The organism is Stutzerimonas stutzeri (genome assembly GCF_019090095.1).
Taxonomy (GTDB): Bacteria; Pseudomonadota; Gammaproteobacteria; order Pseudomonadales; family Pseudomonadaceae; genus Stutzerimonas; species Stutzerimonas stutzeri_AN.
Genome location: NZ_JAGQFP010000002.1, coordinates 1,296,952 through 1,321,813 on the forward strand (window position 1 = coordinate 1,296,952; position 24,862 = coordinate 1,321,813).

The window sequence follows — 24,862 nt, forward strand, 5'->3', positions numbered from 1 at the left end:
CAAGGCGTCAGCCAACCTGCCGCTTCGGTGCGCCGGCAAAGAATGCCGCAGCGTTCTCGCACATCTGATCGACGATGCGCTGGCGTGCTTCACGGCTGCCCCAGGCGCTGTGGGGTGTCACGATCAGTCGCGGGACGTCTGCCGCCAGCAGCGGATTGTCATTGCTCGGCGGCTCGCTGGTGAGCACATCGGTGGCGGCGCCGCCCAGATGCCCGCTGCGCAGCGTATCGGCCAGCGCCTGCTCGTCGATCAGGCCGCCGCGGGCAGTGTTGATGACGAATGCCGAGGGTTTCATCATGCGCAGCTCGCGTGCCCCGATGAGGTTACGCGTGTGCTCGGTCAGCGGGCAGTGCAGCGTCAGGGCATCGACCTGCGGCAGCAGCGCGTCGAGGTCCAGCCGATCGGCGCGGGCCGGGCGCCCTGGCAGGTTGCCGGTCAACACGCGCATGCCCAGCGCCTCGGCCAGCCTTGCCACCGCGCCACCCAATTCGCCATGACCGAGCACGCCCAAGGTCTTGCCAGCCAGCTCGATGATCGGAAAATCCAGCAGACAGAACTGCCCGCTCTCCTGCCAACGCCCGCGGGCCACGGCCCCCTGATAGTCGGGCAGACGTGTGGCGAGCGCGAGCAGTAGCATCAGCGTGTGTTGGGCGACGGTTGCGGTACCGTAGGCCTGGCAGTTGCTGACGACAATGCCGCGCCGTTTCGCCGCTTCCAGGTCGATGTTGTTGACGCCAGTGGCGGCCACCAGAATCAGTTTCAGGTCCGGGCAGGCGGCGAACACCGCATCGCTCAAGGCGACCTTGTTGACGATGGCGATCCCGGCACCTTGCAGTCGCTCGATGATCTGAGGGACGCTGGTCTGCGCATGGCAGACCAGGTCGTCGAAGGCCGATTGCAGCGGCGTCAGGTCCAGGTCACCCTGGTCGAGCGGGAAGAGGTCGAGGAATACGGCGCGGCGGTTGCTCATGGACTTTACTCGTAAGAATCGTTGGGCGGAGGTCCCGCCCCTGGAAATAGCGGAGTCGGTAGATGTACTGGATGGAATTTCTCACCGTGGCACTGGTTCACCTGCTTGCCGTGGCCAGCCCCGGACCGGATTTTGCGGTGGTCGTTCGGGAAAGCGTGGCCCGCGGTCAGCGCAGCGGCAGTTGGACGGCGATCGGTGTAGGCAGCGCTATCCTGCTCCACGTGGGTTATTCGTTGCTTGGAATCGGGCTGATCGTCTCGCAGTCGATCGTGCTGTTCAACCTGTTCAAGTGGCTGGCGGCCGGCTATCTGTTCTATCTCGGCATTCAGGCCTTGCGAGCGAAACCCGCGGCGGTCGGCGATCTGCCTCGAGCCGATCGCGAGGACTCGCTGTCGTGGCGTCGTTCGTTCACCACGGGATTCGTCACCAATGGGCTCAATCCCAAGGCCACGCTGTTCTTTCTCTCGTTATTCACAGTCGTTATCGACCCCCATACCCCGCTCGCGGTTCAGGCCGGCTATGGGGTATATCTTGCGTTCGCCACCGGCGTCTGGTTCTGCCTGGTGGCCTGGCTGTTCAGTCGCGAGCGCGTGCGAGCGGGTTTTGCGCGCATGGGGCACTGGTTCGACCGCATCACCGGTGTCGTACTGATAGGCCTTGGTGTCCGCCTGGCAGCAAGCGAAATCACCTGACCGTTTTCCTTGCGGTGTGGGTGAGGCGCGGCAGTCCAGCGGCCGAACGGGTGGTTTCCCCGGGGCGATGAAGCGCCCCGTTGGCGAGCCCCCGGCACCCGGTGCGGATCTCATAACATCAATAACAGGAAGCCCTATGTTGCAGACCCGAGTGATCAAACCCGCCGCGAACGCCTACCAGTACCCGCTGTTGATCAAGAGCCTGTTGTTGTCAGGTCAGCGTTATGAGCGCGCCCGTGAGATCGTCTATCGCGATCAGATGCGCTTCGACTACCGTACCCTCAACCAACGCATTGCCCGGCTGGCCAATGTGCTGACGGCTGCAGGCGTCAAGGCGGGCGACACGGTGGCGGTCATGGACTGGGACAGTCACCGCTATCTCGAATGCATGTTCGCGGTGCCGATGATCGGTGCGGTGATTCACACCATCAACGTCAGGCTGTCGCCGGAGCAGATTCTCTACACCATGAACCATGCCGAGGATCGCTTCGTGCTGGTCAACGGCGAATTCGCGCCCTTGTATCAGGCCATCGCCGGGCAGCTCACCACCGTCGAGAAGACCCTCCTGATCACCGATGCCGGCGGCGAGCCAGGCGAGCTGCCAAACTGCGTCGGCGAGTATGAGAGCCTGCTCGCCGCGGCCGATCCGCACTATGAGTTTCCCGACTTCGACGAAAACTCGGTGGCCACCACCTTCTACACCACAGGCACGACCGGCGACCCGAAAGGTGTGTATTTCACCCATCGCCAACTGGTGCTGCACACCCTGGCCGGCGCCGTGACGGTCGGCTGCCGCGAAAACCCCCAGCTGATGGCGGCGGGGGACGTCTACATGCCGATCACGCCGATGTTCCACGTGCATGCCTGGGGACTGCCCTACGTGGCGACCATGATGGGCCTCAAGCAGGTCTACCCGGGGCGCTATGACCCCGAATTGCTGATCGAGCTCTGGCGCCGGGAAAAGGTGACGTTTTCCCACTGCGTGCCGACCATCGTCCAGATGCTGCTCAACGCCAAGGCGGCGCAGGGCACGGATTTCAACGGCTGGAAAATCACCATTGGCGGCAGTGCGCTGACCCGTGGCCTCTACGAGTCGGCCCGTGCCTGCGGCATGCAACTGGTCGCCGCTTACGGCATGTCGGAGACCTGCCCGTTGATCTCCGGCGCGCATATCAACGATGAGCTGCGTCAGGCCAGCGCCGATGAGCAGACCGACTATCGGCTCAAGGCCGGTGTGCCGGTGGTACTGGTCGATGCGGCCATCCAGGCGCCGGATGGGAGCTTCCTCCCCGCCGATGGCGAGTCCCAGGGCGAGCTGGTGCTGCGCGCGCCCTGGCTGACTCAGGGCTACGCCGGCAACCCGGAGAAGAGCGAGGAGCTCTGGGCCGGCGGCTGGCTGCACACGGGCGATGTCGCCACGCTCGATGAGATGGGTAACATCGACATTCGTGATCGCATCAAGGATGTCATCAAGACCGGCGGCGAATGGCTTTCGTCGCTGGCCCTGGAAGGGTTGATCAGCCGCCATGAGGCGGTGCGCGACGTGGCGGTGGTGGGGGTGCCGGACGAACGCTGGGGTGAGCGGCCTTTCGCGCTGGTGGTGCTGCGCGAGGGCACGTCGCTCGATGCGGCTTCGTTGCAGCGGTTTCTCGAGCCGGCCGTCGCGCAGGGGCAGATCAACAAATGGGCGATCCCGCAGCAAATCGCAGTCGTGGCAGAGATTCCCAAGACCAGCGTCGGCAAGCTGGACAAGAAGCGCATCCGGTTGGATATCGCCCGCTGGCTGGAAGAGGGCTGCGACGCCATCTCGTCGATCTAGCCCGTCGATCCGGCGGCCGGCATCAGCCGGTCGCCGCGCCTTGGATCATGGCTGATCAGGCTTGAGCATGCTGCGGACCTTGCCTTCGAGATCGTTGATGGTGAATGGCTTGGTCAACACCTCGTAATCGTATCGCGCCGAACTGCGTTGCAGCACCGAGCCTTCGGCGTAGCCGGTGATGAACAGCACCGGCAACGACGGTCGCTTTTCCCGCGCGGCGTCGGCCAGTTGCCGCCCGTTCATACCGCCGGGAAGACCGATGTCGGAAATCAGCAGATCCAGGTGTGCGTCGCTGTCGAGGATGCGCATGCCGCTGGGGCCTTCGGCAGCTTCCAGCGTGTTGAGCCCCATCTCCTGCAGCACCTCGGTGACCAGCGTGCGGACGTTGGGCTCGTCATCGACCACCAGAACGGTCTGCCCGTGCACCGATGCGGGCGCCTGGTCTGTGGTGATCGGAGCGTGCTGGCAGGCGGACTGGCCCTGGTGATGGGGCAGGTAGATCCAGACACTGGTCCCTTCGCCTACCGTGCTCTCGATGCGCACGCCACCGCCCGATTGCTTGGCGAATCCGTAGACCATCGACAGCCCCAGCCCCGTGCCTTCGCCGAGGGGCTTGGTGGTATAGAAGGGGTCGAACACGTAGCCAATTCGTTCGGGTGGGATGCCGACACCGGTATCCTGGACGCCGAGCGCCACGTACTCGCCCGGCTGCAGGCCGATCTCTTCAGCAAGGGGCTCGTCCAGCGTCACGTTCTCACTGATCAGCGTCAGCTCGCCGCCGTCGGGCATCGCGTCACGCGCATTGATGGTCAGGTTCAGCAATGCGTTTTCCAACTGGTTGGTGTCGCAGAGCGTGAGCCAGAGATCGTCGGACAGTTGTGTCGAATAGCTCACCAATGGGCCGATGGTCCGCTGCAGCAGTTCCATCATGCCCTCGATCAGCGCGTTCAGATCGGTGGGGCTGGGATCGAGTGTTTGTCGGCGCGAAAAGGCCAACAGACGATGAGTCAGCGCGGTTGCCCGGGTGGCCGATGACAGTGCGCTGCGGATGTAACGCTGCAGATCGTCGGTACGGCCCTGGTCCAGGCGAAGCGAGAGCAGTTCCAGCGAGCCGATCACACCCGCCAGCAGGTTGTTGAAGTCGTGCGCCAGGCCGCCGGTCAACTGGCCGACCGCTTCCATCTTTTGCGACTGTCGCAGCGCCGCCTCGGTCTTGGCGCGCGCGGCGACTTCCGCGTTGACGCGCTGCTCGAGGGTTTCGTTGAGGCGGTGCAGGGCCCGTTCGGTGCGCTTGTGCTGGGTGATGTCGAGGCATGCCCCGACCATGTACGCAGGCCGGCCGTGGTCGTCGGCAAAGGTCTGGCCCTTGTCGAAAATCCAGCGCTCGTTGCCTTCCGGCAGCCTGACGCGGAACTGCATCTCGATGTCTTCGCCGTAGCGGACGCAGCGCTCGCATTGCTGGACGATAGCGTCCCGATCTTCCGGGTGGATGGTGCCGAGCAGGTCATCCAGCCAGCCGGACGTGAGGCCTTCCAGGCCAACGAGCCGCTGCATGGGCAGGTCCATGTCCAGTCGGTTGTTGCGCAGGTCCCAGTAGAAGGTACCGGTGCCGGAGGCCAGCAGCGCAGCGTTCAAGCGCTCATCGCTCTCACGCAGGCGCAGCGCGGCCGACTCCTGATCGAGCAGGCTTTCGGTGACGTCTTCGGCCCGGTGGATGATGTGGCTCACCCGGCCCTGGTCATCGAGCACCGGTACGTTGGTCAGGTCCCAGTAGCGATTCTCATAGCGGTCGCCTTCCTCGTCCGGACGCCGCAGCGGGTAGCCCACGGTCTTTAGCACCTGGGGCAGCCCGGTGCGCGCCACTTCCGCCAGGGATGCGCGAAGCTGATTGACACCCGACGAGCTGGCGCCCGCCGCTTCGCCACCGCTGTAGACCTCGAACAAGGGGCGACCGATGACATCCTCACGGCGCAGCAAGGTCGCCCGCAAGCGCTCCTCGCTGGCAGCGACCATCGTGTAGTCGGCATCGTTGGCGACCACCAGGAACAATCCGGGCAGGGCATCGAAAATGCGCTGCAGATCCGCTATGTCAATGGCTCGACTCTCCGTCAGATGACACGTGCGCACGTGCCGTATAAGTTAGTAGTGGCTGTTTTGCCGAAAAAATTCGCTCGACGAGGAGCCAGGGTGTCAGACACAGGCCATACGCTGATCAGTGAAACCTTTGCTGTCGGTCCGCTGCAATGCAACTGCACCATCGTTGGCGACCCCTTGACCGGAAGGGCTATCGTGGTGGATCCCGGTGGCGATCCGCAACGGATCCTGGCACGAATCGAGGCACTGGGATTGCGCGTCGTCAGCATCATTCACACCCACGCTCATCTGGATCATTTCCTGGCCTCGGGGCAGATCAAGGAGCGCACCGGCGCAACCTTGCACCTTCACAAGGACGATCAATTTCTCTGGGATAGCCTGGAGCAGCAATGTGCGCTGTTCGGCGTGCCCTATGTGCCCGTTCCTGCGCCTGACTTCTGGTTGGTCGATGACGAAGCGTTGGCCTGCGGGTGTGGCGTCGCGCTACACACGCCGGGGCACACGCCAGGCTCGATGAGCTTCTGGTTTCCCGACGCGAAACTGCTGCTGGCGGGCGACACGCTGTTTCGCCGAGGCATCGGCCGTACTGATCTCTGGGGCGGAGATTATGCCACCATCGAACGATCAATCAGACAGCGCCTGTATCGTCTCGATGAGGATGCGATCGTCATCACAGGCCATGGCCCACAGACCCGTTTGGGCGACGAAATGAGGGACAACCCGTTCGTCCGAGCCTGAGGCGTGCAGGTTCGTCGGCGCGTTCCGGTTCTGATGTGGGACGGATGTTAACCTAGCGCCGCATTGCAGCCTGGAACCGTATTTTCGACAGGCTGAGGTCCCGCAGATAAAGGAAGTAACCATGAAGAAGCTGATTACGCTAACCGCTATCGCCTCCACCGTAGCGCTGCTCGGCGGCTGCACCAACAACCCTTACACCGGCGAGCGCGAGGCAGGTAAGGCCGGCATCTACGGCGGCATTGGCGCGGTCAGTGGGGCGGTAATCGGTGCTGCAACGTCCAGCAAGAAGGACCGCGGCAAAGGCGCCCTCATCGGGGCGGCCGTAGGCGGTGCCGCAGGCGGTGGCTATGGCTACTACGTCGACACGCAGGAAGCCAAGCTGCGCCAGACCCTGCAAGGCACTGGCGTTCAGGTCCAGCGCGAGGGTAACAACCTGACGCTGATCATGCCGGGCAACATTACCTTCCCGAGCAATTCGGCGGACATCTCCAGCAGTTTCTACCCGACCCTGAATTCGCTGGTTCAGGTGTTCAAGGAATTCAACAAGAACGGCATCGATATCGTTGGCCATACCGATAGCACGGGCTCGCAGCAACTCAATCAGGAGCTGTCCACTCGCCGCGCACGCAGCGTAGCGGCTTACCTGGAAAGCAATGGCGTGGCGCCTGCGCGGATATCTGCCTACGGTGCCGGCCCCAGCCAGCCGATTGCCAGCAATGACACCACTGCTGGGCGCGCGCAGAACCGCCGGGTGGAAATCAACCTGCGGCCGCTGTAAGGATTTTTCAGGACGGCCTCGCAATGGGGTCGTCCACGCCAGATAAGTGGCGCCAGCCTTCCATCTTTTCTTCGATTACCATTGAACCTCTGACGCGCGCGCGACTCTGAAGTGGGTGACAGCCAGCCCTGTGGCGGCACTGAGGAGGTTGAATGGTAGATCGTTCTGCTCTCCATTCTCGTAAGCCTTGGCTGCCAGTGGTCGTGACATTGGCCTTGATGGCCGGGCTCGGGGGATGGGTCGTCTGGCAATGGCAGGTCCAGGAAGACCGGATTCGCGCCGAGCAGGCGCAGCGCTTCAATCTAGCGGTCAATGACGTCGAAAGTAATCTGCGTGAGCGGATGCGCGCCTACGAGATGGTCATGCGCGGGCTGGCCGGTCTCTTCGTCGGTGGCGACTCCGTCACCCTGGATGAGTGGAATCGCGCCGTCGATCAGCTTCAGCTTCAGGATTTCTACCCCGGCATTCAGGCTGTCGCGCTGGCGCGCTACGCGCGAGCGGACAATCTGGCAGCGGTACTCGAGCAGATTCGCAGCGATGGCCGTAGCAATTTTCGCATGTACCCGCCCGGCGAGCGCGCCGAATACCTGATCACCGATTTCATCCACCCACTCGATTGGCGCAATCGCCGCGTGGTGGGCTTCGACATGATGAGCGAGCAGGCGCGACGGGAAGCCATCACCGCCGCGCGCAACATCGGTACACCGATGCTCAGCGGGCCGGTGCGGCTCAAGCAGGAAACCGATCAGAACGCGCAGGTGGGCATTCTCCTTTATCTCCCGCTGTACCGGGTCGGCGCGCCGATCACCACGCTGGAAGATCGCCAGGCCGCGTTTGCCGGTACCTTGCATGGTGCGTTCCGCCTGACCGATCTGATCGAGGGTGTGCTGGGCTCGCGCAACAAACTGTTCCAGTTGCAGCTATACGATGCCGCCGCGCCGGACGAGCCGCTGCTGCTCGGGCGCGCACCGGTCAGCAGCGGTGCCCGCTTCCATCGCACGCGCAACATCTACATGTACGGCCGCAGCTGGCAGTTGGAGGTGGCCAGCACGCCCGAATACGAAGTGCTGTTGAACAGGACCAGCGGCACCTACAACCTGGCGGCCGCCATGACCGCCGCGATGCTGTTTTCCTTGCTGATCGGCGGCTATCTCTACCTTCGTGAGCGGGCGCTGCGTAGCAGCCAGGCCCTGGGTAAGCAACTGCAGGAGCGCGAGGCCTGGTTCCGTCAGTTGATCGAGCAATTGCCAGTGGCGACCTTGTTGTGCAACGACCAGGGACGCATCGAGTTGGCCAACCAAAGTGCCGCGGCGCTGCTGGGCAGCAGCGCCGGTCTGCTGGCGGGTGAGCGCCTTAGCCGCTATGTGCCCGGCGCGCTGAGCGATCCGCTGGGTGGGGCGCAGCTGGACGCCAATCATCAGGAAAGCCAGGCCTTGCGCGAAGACGGCACGTCCATACCCGTCTCCCTGAGCCTGACCAGCTTCAGGCGCGATGACGGCATCCATCATCTGCTCAATCTGGTCGATTTGCAGCAGCGCAAGCGTGACGAAGAACGGTTCCGTAATGTCGTCGAGGCGTCACCGAACGCGTTCCTCCTGTTCGACTATGACGGGCGTATCGTCATGGTCAACCGGCAGACCGAACTGCTGTTCGGCTATAGCCGTCAGGAACTGCTGGATCAACCGATCGAGCTGTTGATTCCCGAGTCGATGCGCAGGGCCTATCACGAAGTGCGGCACCGCTTCGGGCAGGCCACCGAATCGCTTCGCCTCGGCGAAAACCGCGAGCTGTACGGCCGCCATCGGGACGGCCATCTGTTGCCTGTCGAGGTGGGCTTGTCACCGCTGCGCAGTGGTGAGGAACAGCTGGTGCAGGCGGTGGTGATCGACATCGGCCATCGCAAGGCGGCGGAGCGGCGCCTGCGCGATCAGGCCAACGAGCTGGTGGTGGCCAATCGATACAAGTCCGAGTTTCTCGCGAACATGTCGCATGAGCTGCGCACGCCACTCAACAGCATCCTGATCCTGAGCGACCAGATGCGGCAGAACGCGGCGAGCAATCTGACCGAGAAGCAGGTTCGGCATGCCGACATCATTCACCGTGCCGGACAGGATCTGCTGCAGCTCATCAACGATGTGCTCGACCTGGCGAAGATCGAGGCCGGCCATATGCAGATCAAGCCGGAGCCGGTCGACCTGGCTGAGCTATTGGCAGAACTACTGTCCGGGCTCGAGCCGATGGCCGAGCAGAACGGACTGTCGCTCTCTTCACGCATAGACCCGAACGTGCCGGTCTCGATCGTCAGCGACCGGGCGCGTTTGCAGCAGATATTGCGCAACCTGGTCACCAATGCGTTGAAGTTCACCGAGCAGGGGTCCGTGGATGTGCATGCGTCCTGCGAGCCGCCGGAACACCCCGGCGGCGAGGCCACGCTGCGAATCTGCGTGAACGACACCGGCATCGGCATCGCCGAGGATCAGCACGAACGGATTTTTCAGGCGTTCCAGCAGATCGATGGCTCCATCAGCCGGCAGTACGGCGGCACCGGACTCGGCCTGGCCATCGCCAGACAACTGGCCGAGGTGCTGGGTGGCGCCATTCGCCTGAGAAGCGCCCCGGGCCAAGGATCGAGTTTCACCGTCGAGCTGCCGCTGAAAGTGGCTGCGGCCACCGAGATTCGCACGCTACGGGCGTCACCGCACCGGGGGCAGGGCGGTGGGCTGCTGATTGTCGAAGACGATGCCGACTTCGCCTCGGTGGTGGCCGAAGTCGCGCAGTCCCACGGCTTTCCCAGTCTGGTCTGTGGCACCGGGCAGGAGGGGCTGGATGCCCTTCGGCAGGATAGGTTCGCGGCGGTCATTCTCGACATTCTGCTGCCGGATATCAGCGGCTGGCAGGTTCACCGGATGCTGCGTGCCGACCCCCGGCACCAGGACACGCCGGTGTTCATCATTTCTTGCGTGCCGCAACCGCAGGGCTGGTCGGACGACGGTTCACGCTATCTGGTCAAACCGGTCGGCCAGGCGGAGCTGGAGCGCCTGTTCGTCGATTTGGCGCGCCAGGAGGCGCGCTCGCTGACGTTGTTGTTGGTGGAAACCGATCCCCAACGACGGCGGCAGCTGAGTGAACATTTTGACCGTCTCGGCTACCGGGTGACCGAATGTCAGCGCAGCGAGGAGGCGAGGTTGGCCTATGCCGAGCACAGCTACACGGCGCTGGTCATCGATTTCGATCTGCCCGGCGAAGATGGCCTGGACTTGCTCGAGGCGCTGGATCGCCTGCGGCCGCTCGAGGGTGTGCGTGTGGTACTCAACAGCCAAAGACCGCTGTCGGAAAAGAATCTGCAGCGGCTTCGGCGTTATCCATCGGTTGCGTTGTCGAAAACAGAAGGAATGGAGCATATGGACGATGCATTGAAGCCCGCCGCGGTCGAACCCGCAGGGCTGGACATGGGCGAGGCGGGCAGTCCGCTGCTGGGGCAGCGTGTGCTGCTGGTGGATTCCGACGTACGGGCGATCTATGCCCTGAGCGCCCTGCTCGATGAGCAGGGCTTGCAGGTGGTTCCTGCGACCAACGGTAACGAAGCACTCGAGCGATTCGACGAAGATGCATTCGATCTGGCACTGATCGACATGGCTCTTGCGGACGATGGGGCGTCGGCGCTGATCCGCCAGCTGAGAAACGACTATGGTTGTCAGGTGCCGATCGTAGCATTGGCGGCGGGCGATGATGCTGCCGCTCGGGATCGGAGCATTGCCATTGGCGCGGACGATGTTCTGTTCAAACCGGTTGAGGGTCGCAGTCTGGTCGAACTGTTGCGGCGTTGCCTGGCGCGGATCGATGACCCTCACAAGAGCCCATAAGGAGACGCATGTGACGCATCGTTCATGCCGGATTGGCGCAGTGGTCGGCGCCGTCGATGTCGGAAGTGGCGGTTTGCCGGGCAGAGGAAGTCGCTGATGGCCCGGTTACAAGCCAAATCGCAGCCCCGTACCCGGACGCTGCTGGTGGTCGATGATCGCGAGGCGAATCTGGTCGCCATGGAAGCCCTGCTCGGCGATGGTGACTGGCAGGTGCATACGGTCAACTCAGGCGAAGCGGCGCTGCAGGCGCTACTGGACATGGATGTGGAGCTGGTGCTGCTCGATGTCCAGATGCCGGGCATGGATGGCTTCGAAGTGGCGCGTCTGATGCGCGGCAGTCCGCATACGCGTTACACGCCGATCATTTTCGTGTCGGCCATCGCGCATACCCGTGAGTCGGTCCTGCGTGGTTACGCGACAGGGGCGGTGGATTTCATCCTCAAACCCTTCGACCCGCAGGTGCTCAAGCACAAGATCAACACACTGCTCAGTCACGAACACAATCGTCGTGACTTGCAGCTGCTCACCCAGCAGCTCGACAGCGCCCGCGCGTTCAACGCCTCGGTATTGAACAACGCCGCCGAGGGCATCCTGGTGGTGGGCGAGGATGGCTACATCAATTTCGCCAACCCGGCGATCGCCCAGATGCTGCACACCAGCATCGACGACCTGCAGGGGACGGCACTGGTCGATCATCTTGCCGCGCCCCAGATGCCCGAGGCCTGGCGCGACACGGAGTTCTACAAGCAATGGCGCAGCGGCAATACCTACCGTCTGCACGAGGCGCAGCTGCATACCGCCAATGGCGGTACATTGCCGGTGGCCCTGTCGTCGTCGCCGCTGCCACGCCAGCAGCGCTCGATGGTGGTCATCGCGCTGGATATGTCGGTGGTGCGCAATCTGCACGTGCAGCTGGAAACCCAGGCGGTCACTGATTCGCTGACCGGACTCCTGAACCGTCGAGGTTTTCACCAGGCGCTGGAGTCGGCGCTGGCGCGTGTCGACCGGAACGGCAAGCGCATGGCGATCCTGTACATCGATCTGGATGGCTTCAAGCGCATCAACGACTCGCTGGGCCACGATGCCGGCGACGAGATACTTTGCCGTGTGGCAAGGGTGTTGGAAACCTGCATGCGCCCGTACGACATCATCGCTCGCATGGGTGGCGACGAGTTCACCGCGCTGCTCGACTCTCTGGACCATCCCGAAGATGCGGCAAAGGTGGCGGAAAAGCTGATCGAGCTGATTTCTGTGCGCCACACCATCGAGGGCACAGATGTCACCCTCGGAGCCAGTATCGGTATCGCGCATTTCCCCGATTGCGGCCAGAGCGTCGAGGAGCTGCTGCGCTCGGCGGACATGGCCATGTACGAGGCCAAGCGCAATGGCCGGCAGCAATATCGGTTCTTCTCCAGCGAAATGAACGGCCGAGCGCATGCTCGCCTGATGATGGAGGAGAACCTGCGCAGCACCATCGAGCGCGATGGCTTTGCCCTGGCGTATCAGCCGCAGGTGATCCTCGAAACCGGCGAACTGCGTGGTTTCGAGGCGCTTTTGCGCTGGGACTACAGCGGTCGTGGCAAGGTCGAGCCGAACGTCTTCATTCCGTTACTGGAGGAAACCCGGCTGATCGACCGCGTCGGCGAATGGGCGCTGCGCGAGGGGCTGAGCCAGTGTCGAGACTGGCGCGAGCGCTTCGGCGAAAAATTGATCCTGAGCTTCAACATCAGCCCGGTGCAGTTCGGTCGGGCAGGGTTGATAGACGCGTTGCGGCGCCTGCTCGATGAATCTCAGCTCGATCCGCGCCAGCTCGAGCTGGAGGTTACCGAAGGGGCGCTGATGCAGGACCTCGAGCAGAGCTGCGACAAGCTTCGGCAATTGCGCGAGCTGGGCGTCAGGGTGGCGGTGGATGATTTCGGTACCGGCTATTCGTCGTTGGCCTATCTGCGCCATTTCGATCTGGACACCTTGAAGATCGACCGGCTGTTCATCGCCAATATGCTCGACTCGCCCCGTGATGCGGCGGTGGTCAGCACCATCATCGATCTGGGACGCAACCTGGGGCTGGAGGTGATTGCCGAGGGGGTCGAGACCCTGGCCCAGCGAGACTGGCTGATCGCTCATGATTGCCAGGTGATGCAGGGCTTCTTGGTGGCGCCGGGCCTGTCCGTCGACGACGCCATGGCGTTTCCGCGGACCGTCGACTGGGCGCAGCAGAGCAACTGGCCCGAATAGCCGAGCCGGCAGTTGCTCAGCCCGGGTCAGTGGGTCGGTGGATATTGGCGGTGCAGGGTGTCGAGCAGGGCGTCCTTGTCGCTCCAGAGCTGGTTGACCCATTCCTGGAACGCCAGCCGGTAGGACGCGTCCTGATCGTAGTTGCGACGCAGGAATTCAGCCGGGATGGGTTGCGACTCGATGCGCATCACCACCTGGCCGATACGTCCGCACAGCAGGTCCCAGAAGCTCGGGTTGCCGTCGGGGTAATGGATGGTGATGTTGATCAGCGACGTCAGCTGCTCGCCCATCGCATCGATCACGAAGGCGATACCGCCCGCCCTGGGTTTGAGCAGGTAGCGATAGGGTGAGGCCTGTTCGGTGTGCTTGTCCTCGGTGAAGCGGGTGCCTTCGAGAAAGTTGAACACTGACACCGGATTGGTCCGGTAGCGCTCGCAGGCCTTGCGGGTCGTCGCCAGATCCTCGCCACGCTTTTCCGGATACTTGGTCAGGTACTCCTTGCTGAAGCGCTTCATGAACGGAAACTCCAGCGCCCACCAACACAGACCGATCACCGGCACCCAGATCAGCTCCTGCTTGAGGAAGAACTTGAGGATCGGCATGCGGCGGTTCAGCTGGTATTGCAGCATCAGGATATCGGCCCAGCTCTGATGGTTGCTGGTGACCAGATAGGAGTGGCGCATGTCGACCTTGCCCAGACCCTGCACGTCCCAACGGGTGCGGCGCACGCTGTCCATCCAGCGACCGTTACCCGCCATCCAGGACTCGGCGACCCAGTGCATGCCGAACCGTAGCGCACGTTGGACGCGTGGAAACGGAAGCGCCAGCTTCAGGAGCGAGAGAGCAAAAAGCGGCCAGCACCAGAACAGGGTATTGAGCGCCAGCGCAAGGCCGGCAAGGACGCCCCGGAGCGGAGCAGGTAGGACACTCAGCATCGATTGGCTCGTCTATCCGTCAAAGGCGGCAAGCGTACCGATTGCGCATCGAACTGCAAGCGACGAATACCGTAAGGCGACGTGCCCGACCCTCGATGGGCCGGGGCACGTCGTGACGCCGGGGTTATTCGGCCTGTTTGCTGCTGTCCGCCTGTAGCGCCGTGAGCGCGATGGTGAACACGATGTCGTCGACCAGCGCACCGCGGGAGAGGTCGTTGACCGGCTTGCGCAGGCCTTGCAGCATCGGCCCGACACTGATCACGTTGGCGCTGCGCTGCACCGCCTTGTAGGTGGTATTGCCGGTGTTCAGGTCGGGGAAGATGAACACCGTGGCTTGGCCGGCCACCTTGCTGTTCGGCGCCTTCTGACGGCCGACGCTGAGCACGGAGGCGGCGTCGTACTGCAGCGGACCGTCGATCGGCAGATCGGGGGCCCGCTCCTGGGCGATGCGGGTGGCCTCGGCGACCTTTTCCACCTCGGCGCCGCTACCGGATGTGCCGGTGGAATAGCTGATCATCGCCACGCGTGGGTTGACGCCCAGGGCGACGGCGGACTCGGCGCTCTGCAGGGCGATCTCCGCCAGCTCGGTGGCGTTCGGGTTGGGGTTCACCGCGCAGTCGCCATAGACCAGCACCTGATCGGGGAGCAGCATGAAGAACACCGAGGACACCAGGCTGTAGCCCGGCGCGGTCTTGATCAACTGCAGTGCTGGGCGGATGGTGTTGGCGGTGGTATGCACGGCGCCGGAAACCAGGCCGTCGACCTCGTCAAGCGCCAGCATCATGGTGCCCAGCACGACGGTGTCCTTGAGTTGTTCGCGGGCATCGTCAGGGGTCAGCCCCTTGGCCTTGCGCATCTCGCACATGGGTTCGACGTAATGGTTGAGGATCAGCTCCGGATCGAGAATCTCCAGGCTGGCCGGCAGTACGATGCCCTGCTCGCGGGCGACGGCCTGCACTTCTTCGGGTTTGGCCAGCAATACGCAGCGCGCAATGCCGCGTTCCTGGCAGATCGCTGCAGCGCGGATCGTACGTGGCTCGTTGCCTTCCGGCAGCACGATGCGCTTGTTGGCTTGCTGTGCACGGCGGACCAACTGATAGCGGAACGCCGGGGGCGACAGGCGCAGCTCGCTGCGCGGCACACTGAGGCGCGTATGCAGCAGCTCGGGTTGCAGGTGCTGGGCGATGAAATCGGTGACCTGACTGGCCCGCTCGATATCGTCGACGGCTGTTTCCTTGTTCAGGGCGAACAGGTTGGTGGCGGTGTCGTACGAGCCGGTCTGTACCGTCATGACGGGCAGGCCGCCGTCGAGCGCGGCTTTGCACAGCTCGAGAATGCGAGGGTCCGGAGCGAAGTCGCTGCAAAGCAACAGCCCGGCCAGCTCGACGCCGTTCAGCGAGGCCAGGCTCGCCGCGAGGATGATGTCGTCACGATCGCCGGGCGTGACCACCAGTACGCCTGGCTCCAGCAGTTGCACGGTATTGGGCACGGCCCGGGCGCACAGAACGATCTTGCTGACACGGCGGCGCTCGGCTTCGCCGGCATGCAGCACCTTGGCATCGAGCAGCTGGGCGATATCCCGGGTGCGCAGGGCATTCAGCCGCTCGGCATAGGGGATGGCGCCGAGCAACTGGAAGTCCGGGGAGCCGAGCAGCGGCAGCTGCTCCTTCAGACGTTCGACAAACGCCGGTACGCCATCGTCGCTCTTGATCTTGTTGAGGATCACACCGAGTACTTTCGGATCCTTGGCACCGCCGAACAACTGCGCCTGGATCTCGATTCGCTCGGCCATGCGCTTGAGCGTGTCGGTGCCCTGCGCGGCGATCAGGATGACCTCCGCATCCAGGCTCTTGGCCAGATGGGTATTGATCCGCGAGGTGTGGTTGAACTCGCGGGTGGGCACCATGCCTTCGACGATGACCACGTCCTTGCCCGTGGCGACTTCCTGGTAACGGCTGACCACGTCTTCGAGCAGCAGATCGAGCTCGCCGTCGGCCAGCTGGCGTTCCACCTGCTCCAGCGGCAACGGTACAGGGGAGGCGATGTTCAGCGTATTCTCCACCAGCACGCAGGAGCGCTCGCGCCCCTGATCAAGCGGGAAGGGCTGGGCGATGGGCTTGAAGAAGCCAACCTTCAACCCGGCGCGTTCCAGCGCCCGGATCAGGCCAAGGCTGACGGAATTGAGGCCGCCACCGAAACCGCTGGGGGCGAGAAATAGGGTGTGCATGGTGATCTCCTGTCGAGCGATGGGCGATGCGGGGCCGAGTCGACCAATCCGACGCGCCAATAGGTCGTCGGATTGTGCAGTGCGAAGCGCTGCGGCGAGTTGTCAGGCGTCAAGCAGAGCGAGGGTGTCCAGCGCGATCTGGCGTTCCTCGTTGGTCGGCACGACCAGCACGCGGGGGCTGCCCGCTGCATGGATTTCTCCGCCGACACCGCGCGTGCAACGCGCGTTGGCTTCTTCGTCCAGCTTGAAGTTGAACAGCTTGAGATGCTCGAGCGTGCGGGTACGCACGGCGACGGAGTTCTCTCCGATGCCGCCGGTGAAGATCAGCCCGTCGAGTCGGGGCAGGGCGCAGGCCATGCTGGCCAGGGATTTGGCCAGTCGATAGCAGAAGACCTCCAGCGCGAGGTTAGCGCCGGCGTGGCCCGCTACGCGTGCCTCATGCAGGGTGCGCAGGTCGTTGGACAATCCCGACAGGCCCTTCAGGCCGCTGTCGTGGTTGAGCATGCGGTCGATCTGTTCGAGGCTCCAGCCCAGGGTGCGGTGCAGGTAGCTGTGCAGGTTGGGATCGACATCGCCGCTGCGTGTGCCCATCACCAGACCTTCCAGCGGGGTCAGGCCCATGCTGGTATCCCGGCTTTGGCCATTGACGATGGCGCAGGTCGAGCAGCCATTGCCCAGGTGGGCGGTCAGCCAGCAGCTGTCGTCGACCGGCAGGTTGGTCATCTCGGCGGCACGCTTGCTGACATAGTTGTGGCTGGTGCCGTGGAAGCCGTAACGGCGAACGCTGTGCTCTTTGTAGAGGAACTCCGGCACCGCGTAGCGGAAGGCGTGCTCGGGCATTGTCTGGTGGAAGGCCGTGTCGAATACGCTGACCTGCGGCAGGCCGGGGAACAGCGCCATGGCCGCGTCGATGCCGACCAGGTTGGCCGGGTTGTGCAGCGGCGCCAGCTGCGCGCTGTCGCGAATCGCCTGGAGCACGTCCTCATCGATCAGGCTGGAGCCGGTGAAGTGCTCACCGCCATGGACCACGCGATGACCGATGCCGTCGAGCTTGCCACCGGCGGCGTCCTGGGCCAGCGGCAACAGTTGCGCCAGCGCGGCACGGTGATCGGCACCCGGGATGTCCAGGCTCTGCTTGGTGTCGCCCTGCTGCCAGTGCAGTACCGCTTCAGGACTGCCAAGACGTTCAGCCAGACCTTGCAGCGGGAACGTGGCTTGCGCTTCGTTGACCAGTGCGAACTTGATCGACGAACTGCCGCAGTTAATCACCAGGATGTTTCGAGCCGACATCGGTGCTCCTCGGGATGCTTAATAATTGTTGAATTACATCGCTTAGCGTGCGCCGCGGATTCTGGCACAGGCCTTGGCGAACCGATGTTCTCCAAAGGTTGTATGCGGCTCCGCCCGATGCAGGAGCTACGATGGTGTCCAGCTACTGTGCTGACCCCGTTTATCCGGGCTCGGTTCGCAATCGGCGCGGCGCGCGGTTAAACTTTGGTATCACATCCCCCAGAGAAAGGTTACGTCTCATGCAGATTGCCGCGAACAAGGCTGTGTCAATCGACTACACGCTCACCAACGACGCCGGTGAGGTGATCGACAGCTCGGCCGGCGGCGCGCCGCTGGTCTACCTGCATGGTGCAGGCAACATCATTGCGGGCCTGGAAAGGGCCCTGGAAGGCAAGCAGGGCGGTGACGAGCTGAAGGTCGCCATCGAACCCCAGGACGCCTACGGCGAGTACAGTCCGGAGCTGGTCGCCACCCTCAATCGCTCGATGTTCGAGGGCGTCGACGAGCTCGAAGTCGGCATGCAGTTCCATGCGTCCGGCCCGGATGGCGGCATGCAGATCGTCACCATTCGCGATGTGGAAGGCGATGACGTGGTCGTCGACGGCAATCATCCGTTGGCTGGGCAGCGCCTGAACTTCGAAGTCAAGGTCGTCGATGTCCGCGATGCCAGCGACGAAGAAGTCGCCCATGGTCACATCCATGGCGAAGGTGGTCACCACCACTGATTTTTCGCTGCAAGGCAGATGGCGAAAAGGCTCGATCACGACGATCGGGCGATGAAAGCGCTTCGGTGATGCTGGAGCGCTTTTTTACCCTCTGGAGAAGAGAGATGAGCGCGTTCCACGATTTGGTCCTCACTGACCTCAGCGGTCAGGAGCTGCCGCTTGCGGCGCTGAAAAGCCAGTTGACGCTGGTGGTCAATGTGGCGTCCGAGTGCGGGCTGACCCCGCAATACGCCGGTTTGCAGGCCTTGCACCAGCGTTATCGGGATCGTGGTTTCGGCGTGCTGGGGATCCCGTGCAACCAATTCGCCGCCCAGGAACCCGGCAGCGATGCGCAGATCCTGCAGTTTTGCAGCGAGCAGTACGGGATCAGCTTTCCGTTGACCAGCAAGCTGGAGGTCAATGGTCCGCACCGGCATCCGCTGTATCGCCTGCTGGCTGGTGAGGGCGCCGACTTCCCAGGCGACATCAGCTGGAACTTCGAGAAGTTCCTGGTCGGGCGGGACGGCCGCGTGCTGGCTCGCTTTTCGCCCCGCACCGCGCCGGACGATCCGGCGCTGATCCAGGCGATCGAGCACGCGCTGGCCTGACGGTTCACCGCCCCAGCCGCCAGCCATGCCTGGCGGCCCTCCGCGCCGCCGGTTTGCTCGCATCATCGTCGTGAGCGTGGCGACTCGATAAGCGTCATGGATGATGCTATTCGACCGAGACGACCGGTCATATGCTCGGCCCATGAACAACCGAGCTCGCATCGACAAGCGTGACATGATCCTGGCCAAGGGCGCGCAGGTAATGACCCGGCGTGGTTACCACGGCACCGGGGTGCTGGAGATCGTCCAGGCTGCCGGGATACCCAAGGGCTCCTTCTACCATTACTTCGCCAGCAAGGAAGATTTTGCCCTGCAGGCGCTCGAGTACCTGTACACGCCTCGGCTGGAGCGCTATCAGGCTGCGCTCAGCCGTCCTGCGCTGAGCCCCCGCGAGCGGATTCTCGCTTACTACGCCGAGCTGATCGCGCACTTCGCCCGGCAGGAATGCCCGGAGTACCACTGCTTCCTCGGTAGCCTCAGTTTCGAAATGGCCGAGCTGTCGCAGCCGATCGGTCGCCAGGTAGAGTCGATTCTGCAGCGGTCTGTCGCGCTGCTGGCCAGCTGTCTCGAACAGGCCCGGACTCAGGCTGAAATCCCCACCAATACCGATTGCCAGGCGCTCGCCGAATTCATTGGCAACGCATGGGAAGGTGCGCTGTTGCGCATGAAGGTCGGCCGCAGCGTGGGACCTCTGAACGTCTTTCTGACCCAGTTGGAGCGTCTGCTGACGGTCCGCTGATTTTTTTGTGGCGAGCGGCGAGACGACCGGTCGCTTTGATGCCCTCAACCAGGAGATAACAATGACTGCAGCCGTGAATGCCCTGTTTCAGCCTTTCCAGCTCGGCAGCCTGCAACTGCCGACTCGTGTCGTCATGGCGCCGATGACTCGTTCGTTCTCGCCCAATGGCGTGCCGACCGCGGACGTTGTCGAGTACTACCGCCGCCGTGCCGCCTCAGGCGTTGGGCTGATCATCACCGAGGGCACCACGGTTGGCCATGCAGCCGCCAACGGCTACCCGCAGGTACCGCGCTTCTATGGCGAGGACGCCTTGGCCGGCTGGAAAGCCGTGGTGGACGCGGTACACGCGGCAGGCGGCAAGATCGTGCCGCAGCTTTGGCACGTCGGCAACGTACGCCGCAAGGGCACCGAGCCGGAGCCCGACGTGCTCGGTTACGGCCCCATGGAAAAGGTCAAGGACGGGCAGGTCGTTGTCCATGGCATGACCAAGCAGGACATCCAGGCGGTAATCGCCGCATTCGCGCAGGCGGCTGCCGATGCCAAGGCCATCGGCATGGATGGCGTCGAGATCCACGGCGCGCATGGTTACCTGATCGATCAGTTCTTCTGGGAGGGCAGCAACCAGCGCACCGACGAGTACGGCGGCAGCCTGGCCAATCGCTCACGCTTCGCCATTGAACTGATCGAAGCCGTGCGGGCTGCCGTGGGTGCTGACTTCCCGATCATCTTCCGCTTTTCGCAGTGGAAGCAGCAGGACTACACCGCTCGGCTGGTCACCACACCGCAGGACCTCGAGGCCTTTCTCGCGCCGCTCTCGGCGGCGGGTGTGGACATCTTCCATTGCTCCACGCGGCGTTTCTGGGAGCCGGAATTCGAGGGCTCGGACCTCAACCTGGCTGGTTGGACCCGGCAGTTGACCGGCAAGCCGACGATCACCGTCGGCAGCGTTGGCCTGGATGGGGAATTCCTGCAGTTCATGGTCAAGACCGACAAGGTGGCGCAGCCGGCCAATATCGAAGGTCTGCTCGAGCGTCTGAACAAGCAGGAGTTCGACCTGGTGGCCGTCGGGCGCGCCCTGATCTGCGACCCGGATTGGGCGTTGAAGGTCCGTGAGGGGCGCATGCAGGACATCCTGCCGTTCAGTCGCGAGGCGCTGAAAACCCTGGCGTGATCAACTTTTGAAAAACGGCGGCCGGCTTCGGCCGAGCCGCCGCTTGCGAGGTCGACGTCCACCGCGCAGATCGGGCGGTACGATCAGGCGCCGGGATAACCGGACTGTTTGAGCAGGGTCGCCAGATGCACCGCGTTGCGTGCCAGCATCGCGTTGGTCTGGGCGATCTTCTCGCCGGGGTCCTCTACATCCTTGTAGTCGGTCGAGCCCATTGCCGGTCCCACCCAGTAGGTACAGCCATTGGCTGGGATGCTGAAGCCTACGTCATTGAGCCCTTGAAACAGCTCCGCCACCACATGGTGAGCGCCATCCTCGTTGCCGACCACGGCCACGCAGGCGACCCTTCCGTAAGACACCATGCGTTGCTGGTCGTCCGTTTCGCCAAGAAATGCATCGAGTCGTTCGAGCACGCGCTGACACACGCTGGCCGGATGCCCCAACCAGATGGGCGTGCCGAGCAGCAGGATATCGGCGGCGAGGACTTTTTCTCGGATCGCCGGCCAGTCATCGCCAGGCCCTTCGTCAGAGGTCACCCCGGGTTTGATGTTGAAGTCCACTGCGCGTATCTGCTCGCAGGTAACGCCGAGTTTCTCCAGCTCATGTTCGGCCTGGCTCAACAGCAAGCCACAAGACGAGGGGGTTGGGGAGGATTTGAGCGTGCAGTTGATAGCCAATGCGCGAAGGGCCATGTGCGAATCTCCTTCAATCCGAGGGTGTTCGGATCTAGACAGCGTCGGCCTTCGCGGTTCACTGACGGGCCGCTGGCATCCTCTGCGTCTTTCCGCCTTCATGCACCCAGAACAGGGTCGCACCGGCCACGGCGGCCGGCATGATCAACAGGTTCAGCCCCGGCACAAGCAGTGCGGCATAGGTCACTGCGCCAAAGCTCAAGCTGCGCCAGCGGCGTTGACGCAGCCAGACCATCATTTCGGTCCAGCTCATCTTGTTGTTGTCCGCCGGATAGTCGATGTACTGCACGGCCATCATCCAGACCCCGAACACCAACCAGAGTGGCGCTGCGACGAGGTTGACCACCGGAATGAACGAGAGGATCAGCAGGGCCAGCGCTCGCGGCGCGAAATAGGCCAGCTTGCGCGCTTCGCGGCCCAGGGTTCGTGGCAGCATGGCCAGCAGCTCGCTCCAGCTGAAGGGCGGGGCGCTGTCTTCGCCGCGCGCGACGGTTTCCACCTTCTCGGCGAGGAAGCCATTGAAAGGGGCCGCGATGATGTTGGCGAGCAGGGTGAAGGTGAAGAACACCATCAGCAGCACCAGCACCACGAACAGCGGCCAGAGGATGTATTCGAGGAACATCAGCCACTCGGGCAGGCTCGGCATGAAGGCATCGACCCAGCCGCCGAATTGGCGTAGCGCGAAATAGATGAGGCCGGCGAACAGCAGCAGATTGACCGTCAGCGGCAGGATCACGAACAGCCGTAAGCCAGGGCTCAGAATGAGCTTCAGGCCTTCACGCAGGTACTGCGGGCCGGAAAGGGCAGCGATGGGCATGTGACGAACTCCGGAGGAACCGGTCCAGACCTTGCCGGTTCTGGTTGAGCGGGCGAGCCCGACTGTGGCGCGCCAGGATGGCGTCTGTTCCGGTCCACGAGGGTGTGAGGGGCGATGGCAGATGCGGTTGTCGCTGGGCCAGCCGGGGTATCGACTCCGGCTGGCGTCAGGGCCTGCACTGTTTCATTTGCTGTCGAAGCTGATTGGCTTGCGCCGCAGTGGTTGCTGGTCGAAGCGTACGCCGGGCAGCCCTGTTTCCATCAGGGCGCGAATGTTGCGGTGGTCGGTCCCGCTGGGGTTTTCCAGCACGGATTGGTAATGCTCACCGAAGGCCAGCAACGCTTCCTCGGTGCTGAACCCTTCCAGCACCGCGAGCCCGAGGGTCTTGCACGAGCCTTCGTTTTCGCCTGCGGCGTTTTCCACGTTGCCGTTGAAGAAGCGACTCGGCTGGTAGTCATAGGCGCTGGCGATGAACGCCAATGTGTCGCTGAACGGATGGTTGCGGTTGCGCAGCCGGGCGCGGAATTCCCTGATATCGGTCATGGTTTCTGGCTCTTGTCGAATGCGGCCTGCTGCTCAGGCGTCGCTTCCTTCTGATAGCGCTTTTTCCATTCGGCGTAGGGCATGCCGTAAACCTCTTCGCGCGCCTCGTCGATGCTGACCTCGATGTCCAGGTCATCGGCAGCGGCTTTGTACCACTTCGACAGACAGTTTCTGCAGAAGCCCGCCAGATTCATCAGGTCGATGTTCTGTGCATCGGGGCGGCTGCGCAGATGCTGGACCAGGCGGCGGAAGGCGGCGGCTTCGAGTTCGGTGCGTTCTTGATCGTTCATGTTCTCAGGTCTCGGCAATGCAGACGTGGACGGGATCATAACCTTGACCGATGCACTGGGCCAGAGAGTGGCGGGGGAACTTTAGCCGGCTCCTGTGCCTCCGCTGGTAAGGATGGCCAGCCGGCCGTCCGGTAACAGAGGAGAACGGATGTGATCGGGAAAAAACACTGGGTAATTGCCGAGGGTTACCTGCCCGCGCCGGGCCCCGTACCTGATGACCCGGCGCTGCGCAGCCATGAGACGGCCTGCATTCTCAATGCCGGGCCGGTGGAAGCAGTGATCGACCTGACGCTGTATTTCGCCGATCGCGAGCCGGCCGGGCCGTACGAGGTTCGGGTGCCCGCACGGCGCACCTTGCACTTACGGTTCGACGATCTGCGCGCGCCCGAGACGGTTCCGCGGGAGACCGATTACGCAAGCGTGTTCGTTTCCAGCGTTCCGGTGGTCATCCAGCACACCCGCTTGGACGCCCGCCGCGGTGAGCGCGCGCTGATGACCACATTGGCCTACGGCAGCGATTAAGCGGCTGCTCAGTCCCGGTGTGCGGCCAGCGTGATCGATACCGACTCGGCGAAGCGCAGGGCGTGGGGCTTGTCCACTTCGACCTCGGCGTAGCGCACCTGAGGGTGCGCCATGACCAGATCGAGGATTTCCTGGGTGAGGCGCTCGAGCAGGGCGAAGCGGTTGTCTTCGACGTGACGAATGATGGCCTTGGTGATGGTGCGGTAGTTCAAGGCGTGTTCGATGTCGTTGTCGCGTACGGCGTCGGCGGCCGGGTAGAGCATCGTCAGATTGATCAGAACATCCTGTTTGTTGAGGATCTCTTCCTCCTTGATGCCGATGAAGGTACGCAGTCGCAAGTCTTTGACGCGGATGCGCGCCATGGCGGGTTCCAGTCGAGGCATGTTGTTCCTTCGCGTATCAGATCAGGTGACGGCCACCGTTGACCGCCAGGGTGGTGCCGGTGACGTAGGGATTATCGAGCAGATAACGCAGGCTCTGGTAGATCACTTCGGCGCCGGGCTCGATGCCCAGTGCGGATTTGGCCAAGGCCTTGCGTCGGTATTGGGCATCATCGTCCGGATTGAACTGTATCAGGGCCGGAGCGATGCCGTTGACCTTGATGGCCGGTGCGAGGCTGGCGGCGAACGACAGCGTGAGGTTGTCCAGGCCGGCTTTGCTTGCCGCGTAGGCGATGTGCTTCTTGCTACCGACGCGGGTCACGTCGTCGCTGATATGGATGATATCGGCCGGACCGCCATGGTGTAGCAGGTCAGCGCACTGGAGATTGATCAGGTAGGGGGCGAGCATGTGCACCTCGAACATGCGCTGAAACACCTCGGCCTCCTGGCCTGGCGTCTCGACGTGCCAGTCCGATGCGTTGTGAACGATGGCACGCAAGGCCTGCGTCTGTTGCTTGAGCGCCGCAATGAAGGCATGGATGCCCGCCGCACCGGAAAAGTCGGCCTGCAGCGTGACGGCGCCACGGTCGCGCAGCCGCTCGAGGCTGGGCCTGGGGGTGCGGTAGCTGATGATCACTGGCTGCCCTTCATCGAGCAGACGCTCGGCGCAATGCAGGCCGATGCGTTGGCTGGCGCCGGTGATCAGGATCGGGGCCACTGGCTGGGTCATGGTCGTCACTGAGTCGCTGGAAGAGGCC

General features: G+C 63.3%; 22 protein-coding genes. 11 read left to right on the forward strand and 11 right to left on the reverse strand.

Features of this window, described 5'->3' with window-relative positions:
• Positions 1-7: 7 nt before the first annotated feature.
• On the reverse strand, positions 8-970 hold the full coding sequence (locus KVO92_RS15535; RefSeq protein WP_217476451.1) for a 2-hydroxyacid dehydrogenase: 963 nt from the start codon (positions 968-970) through the stop codon (positions 8-10).
• Between the two features lie 62 nt (positions 971-1,032).
• Here KVO92_RS15535 and KVO92_RS15540 point away from each other — a divergent pair, with 62 nt between their 5' ends.
• Both KVO92_RS15540 and KVO92_RS15545 read left to right on the forward strand, forming a co-directional pair.
• Positions 1,033-1,662, forward strand: a complete 630-nt coding sequence (locus KVO92_RS15540) for a LysE family translocator (RefSeq protein ID WP_217476452.1) — start codon at positions 1,033-1,035, stop codon at positions 1,660-1,662.
• A 136-nt stretch (positions 1,663-1,798) separates the two neighbouring features.
• Positions 1,799-3,481, forward strand: coding sequence for a fatty acid--CoA ligase (locus KVO92_RS15545; protein ID WP_217476453.1), 1,683 nt, complete (start codon positions 1,799-1,801; stop codon positions 3,479-3,481).
• A 45-nt stretch (positions 3,482-3,526) separates the two neighbouring features.
• Here KVO92_RS15545 and KVO92_RS15550 read toward each other — a convergent pair whose 3' ends face one another.
• Complete coding sequence (locus KVO92_RS15550; RefSeq protein ID WP_336512644.1) at positions 3,527-5,608, reverse strand: ATP-binding protein; 2,082 nt, start codon at positions 5,606-5,608, stop codon at positions 3,527-3,529.
• Between the two features lie 60 nt (positions 5,609-5,668).
• Here KVO92_RS15550 and KVO92_RS15555 point away from each other — a divergent pair, with 60 nt between their 5' ends.
• From KVO92_RS15555 to KVO92_RS15570, 4 genes are all read left to right on the forward strand, one after another.
• Entirely contained in the window at positions 5,669-6,313 is a 645-nt protein-coding gene (locus KVO92_RS15555; protein ID WP_336512645.1) for an MBL fold metallo-hydrolase, read from the forward strand.
• Between the two features lie 121 nt (positions 6,314-6,434).
• Positions 6,435-7,091: an OmpA family protein gene (locus KVO92_RS15560; protein WP_217476455.1), complete on the forward strand. Its 657-nt coding sequence runs from the start codon at positions 6,435-6,437 to the stop codon at positions 7,089-7,091.
• A gap of 152 nt (positions 7,092-7,243) precedes the next feature.
• A complete protein-coding gene (locus tag KVO92_RS15565; protein ID WP_217476456.1) occupies positions 7,244-10,954 on the forward strand; it encodes a CHASE domain-containing protein in 3,711 nt (1,236 codons plus the stop codon).
• Between the two features lie 96 nt (positions 10,955-11,050).
• Positions 11,051-13,189, forward strand: coding sequence for a putative bifunctional diguanylate cyclase/phosphodiesterase (locus tag KVO92_RS15570; protein ID WP_217476457.1), 2,139 nt, complete (start codon positions 11,051-11,053; stop codon positions 13,187-13,189).
• Positions 13,190-13,215: 26 nt separating this feature from the next.
• Here KVO92_RS15570 and KVO92_RS15575 read toward each other — a convergent pair whose 3' ends face one another.
• From KVO92_RS15575 to KVO92_RS15585, 3 genes are all read right to left on the reverse strand, one after another.
• Positions 13,216-14,124, reverse strand: coding sequence for an acyltransferase (locus tag KVO92_RS15575; RefSeq protein ID WP_217476458.1), 909 nt, complete (start codon positions 14,122-14,124; stop codon positions 13,216-13,218).
• A gap of 124 nt (positions 14,125-14,248) precedes the next feature.
• Positions 14,249-16,351: a phosphate acetyltransferase gene (gene pta, locus KVO92_RS15580; protein ID WP_217476459.1), complete on the reverse strand. Its 2,103-nt coding sequence runs from the start codon at positions 16,349-16,351 to the stop codon at positions 14,249-14,251.
• Positions 16,352-16,453: 102 nt separating this feature from the next.
• Positions 16,454-17,641: an acetate kinase gene (locus KVO92_RS15585; RefSeq protein ID WP_217476460.1), complete on the reverse strand. Its 1,188-nt coding sequence runs from the start codon at positions 17,639-17,641 to the stop codon at positions 16,454-16,456.
• A 239-nt stretch (positions 17,642-17,880) separates the two neighbouring features.
• Between KVO92_RS15585 and KVO92_RS15590 the strand changes: the two genes are divergently transcribed.
• The 4 genes from KVO92_RS15590 to KVO92_RS15605 all read left to right on the forward strand — a co-directional run bounded on the left by KVO92_RS15590 (position 17,881) and on the right by KVO92_RS15605 (position 20,863).
• Positions 17,881-18,366: an FKBP-type peptidyl-prolyl cis-trans isomerase gene (locus KVO92_RS15590; protein WP_217476461.1), complete on the forward strand. Its 486-nt coding sequence runs from the start codon at positions 17,881-17,883 to the stop codon at positions 18,364-18,366.
• 104 nt (positions 18,367-18,470) lie between these two features.
• Positions 18,471-18,953, forward strand: coding sequence for a glutathione peroxidase (locus KVO92_RS15595; RefSeq protein ID WP_217476462.1), 483 nt, complete (start codon positions 18,471-18,473; stop codon positions 18,951-18,953).
• 142 nt (positions 18,954-19,095) lie between these two features.
• On the forward strand, positions 19,096-19,692 hold the full coding sequence (locus KVO92_RS15600; protein WP_217476463.1) for a TetR/AcrR family transcriptional regulator: 597 nt from the start codon (positions 19,096-19,098) through the stop codon (positions 19,690-19,692).
• A 61-nt stretch (positions 19,693-19,753) separates the two neighbouring features.
• Positions 19,754-20,863, forward strand: coding sequence for an NADH:flavin oxidoreductase (locus KVO92_RS15605; RefSeq protein ID WP_217476464.1), 1,110 nt, complete (start codon positions 19,754-19,756; stop codon positions 20,861-20,863).
• Between the two features lie 83 nt (positions 20,864-20,946).
• Here the strand turns inward: KVO92_RS15605 and KVO92_RS15610 are convergent, their stop codons facing one another.
• The 4 genes from KVO92_RS15610 to KVO92_RS15625 form a co-directional block, all read right to left on the reverse strand.
• Entirely contained in the window at positions 20,947-21,552 is a 606-nt protein-coding gene (locus KVO92_RS15610; protein WP_217476465.1) for a flavodoxin family protein, read from the reverse strand.
• A gap of 58 nt (positions 21,553-21,610) precedes the next feature.
• Positions 21,611-22,369 (reverse strand): sulfate transporter CysZ, encoded by a 759-nt coding sequence (gene cysZ, locus KVO92_RS15615; RefSeq protein WP_217476466.1) that lies wholly within the window; start codon positions 22,367-22,369, stop codon positions 21,611-21,613.
• Between the two features lie 183 nt (positions 22,370-22,552).
• A complete protein-coding gene (locus KVO92_RS15620) occupies positions 22,553-22,912 on the reverse strand; it encodes a HopJ type III effector protein (RefSeq protein ID WP_217476467.1) in 360 nt (119 codons plus the stop codon).
• The gene (locus KVO92_RS15625; RefSeq protein WP_102853604.1) at positions 22,909-23,202 is read right to left on the reverse strand and encodes a DUF1244 domain-containing protein; all 294 of its coding nucleotides are present in this window, start codon (positions 23,200-23,202) and stop codon (positions 22,909-22,911) included. Before KVO92_RS15625 ends, KVO92_RS15620 begins: the two co-directional genes overlap by 4 nt.
• Positions 23,203-23,352: 150 nt before the next feature.
• On the opposite strand from KVO92_RS15625, the gene KVO92_RS15630 reads away from it, so the two are divergent.
• Positions 23,353-23,724 carry a sensory rhodopsin transducer gene (locus KVO92_RS15630; RefSeq protein WP_217476469.1) on the forward strand — a complete coding sequence of 124 codons (372 nt, stop codon included), beginning with the start codon at positions 23,353-23,355 and terminating at the stop codon, positions 23,722-23,724.
• Positions 23,725-23,732: 8 nt separating this feature from the next.
• Here KVO92_RS15630 and folX read toward each other — a convergent pair whose 3' ends face one another.
• Together folX and folM are read right to left on the reverse strand one after the other, a co-directional pair.
• Entirely contained in the window at positions 23,733-24,107 is a 375-nt protein-coding gene (gene folX, locus KVO92_RS15635; protein WP_217476470.1) for a dihydroneopterin triphosphate 2'-epimerase, read from the reverse strand.
• A gap of 16 nt (positions 24,108-24,123) precedes the next feature.
• Positions 24,124-24,834 carry a dihydromonapterin reductase gene (gene folM / locus KVO92_RS15640; RefSeq protein ID WP_217476471.1) on the reverse strand — a complete coding sequence of 237 codons (711 nt, stop codon included), beginning with the start codon at positions 24,832-24,834 and terminating at the stop codon, positions 24,124-24,126.
• Positions 24,835-24,862: the final 28 nt, after the last annotated feature.